Raw genomic sequence first — 1,356 nt, 5'->3', positions numbered from 1 at the left:
ACATGGTTCCCTCGGCGGTGGTGGTGCTGGATGCGCTGCCGCTCACGGCCAACGGCAAGCTCGACCGCAAGGCCCTGCCCGCACCCGACTACGCAACCACGGCAGGCGCTGATCGGGGTCCGTCGAGTGTGCGGGAGGAGATCCTGTGCGCCGCCTTCGCGGAGGTGCTGGGGCTGCCGGCGGTCGGGGTGGAGGACGACTTCTTCGACCTGGGCGGCCACTCCCTGCTGGCGGTCCGGCTGGTGAGCCGGATCCGGGCGGTGCTGGGCGTCGAGGTGGAGATCCGGGTGCTGTTCGAGGCGCCCACGGTCGCGGCGCTCGCGGCACGGCTGGCCGACGCCGGACAGGCTCGCGCATCACTCGCCGCCCGGACCCGGCCCGAGCGGATCCCGCTCTCCTTCGCCCAGCGCCGGCTGTGGTTCGTCGGGCGGCTGGACGGCCCGAGCGCGACCTACAACACCCCCGTCGTGGTCCGGCTGTCGGGTGAGGTGGACCGGGAGGCGCTGGCTGCGGCGTTCCGGGACGTGCTGGGGCGGCACGAGGTGCTGCGGACGGTGTTCCCGATGGCCGACGGCGAGCCCTACCAGCGGATCACGCCCCTGGAGGACCTGGAGTGGGAGCCGTCCGTCGAGGAGGTGTCCCCGCAGGACCTCGCAGCCGCCGTCGTTCGGGCCCAGGAGTACGCCTTCGACCTGTCCTCGGAGGTTCCGATCCGGGCCTGGCTGTTCTCGGCCGGTCCGGACGAGCAGGTCCTGGTGGTCGTGATGCACCACATCGCCACGGACGGCTGGTCCAGGGCGCCCCTGGCCCGCGATCTCTCGGAGGCCTATGCGGCGCGCTGCGACGGCAGGGCCCCGGCATGGGAGCCGCTGCCGGTGCAGTACGCCGACTACGCCCTCTGGCAGCGCGAGCTGCTGGGTGATGAGACAGATCCCGACAGCGTCGTCAATCGTCAGGTGGCGTACTGGCGTGAGGCGTTGGCGGGTGCGCCGGAGGAGTTGGCGCTTCCGGTGGACCGGGTGCGTCCGGCGGTGGCGAGTCATCGTGGGCATCGGGTGCCGGTGGAGATACCGGCGGAGCTGCATGCGCGTGTGGTGGAGGTGGCGCGGGCCGAGGGTGTGACCGTGTTCATGGTGCTGCAGGCCGCGCTTGCGGTGCTGCTGTCTCGGCTGGGCGCGGGCACGGACATCCCGATCGGGTCCGCGGTCGCCGGCCGCACCGATGTGGCCCTGGACGACCTGGTGGGTTGCTTCGTCAACACCCTGGTGGTGCGTGCGGACTTGTCGGGTGACCCGACGTTCCGTGAGGTGCTGGGACGGGTGCGGGAGGCGGGTCTGTCGGCGCTGGCGCACCAGG

General features: G+C 72.3%; 1 protein-coding gene. It reads left to right on the top strand.

The window, feature by feature from the left end; all coding sequences use genetic code 11:
- A partial coding sequence (locus AOK09_RS30760) for a condensation domain-containing protein (protein WP_245687563.1) occupies window positions 1-1,356 on the top strand: 1,356 nt, incomplete at both ends.

Origin of the sequence: Peterkaempfera griseoplana (assembly GCF_001418575.1) — a bacterium.
GTDB lineage: Bacteria > Actinomycetota > Actinomycetes > Streptomycetales > Streptomycetaceae > Peterkaempfera > Peterkaempfera griseoplana.
The sequence above is the reverse complement of the archived record's forward strand: the minus strand, read 5'-3'. Positions and strand labels throughout refer to the sequence as shown.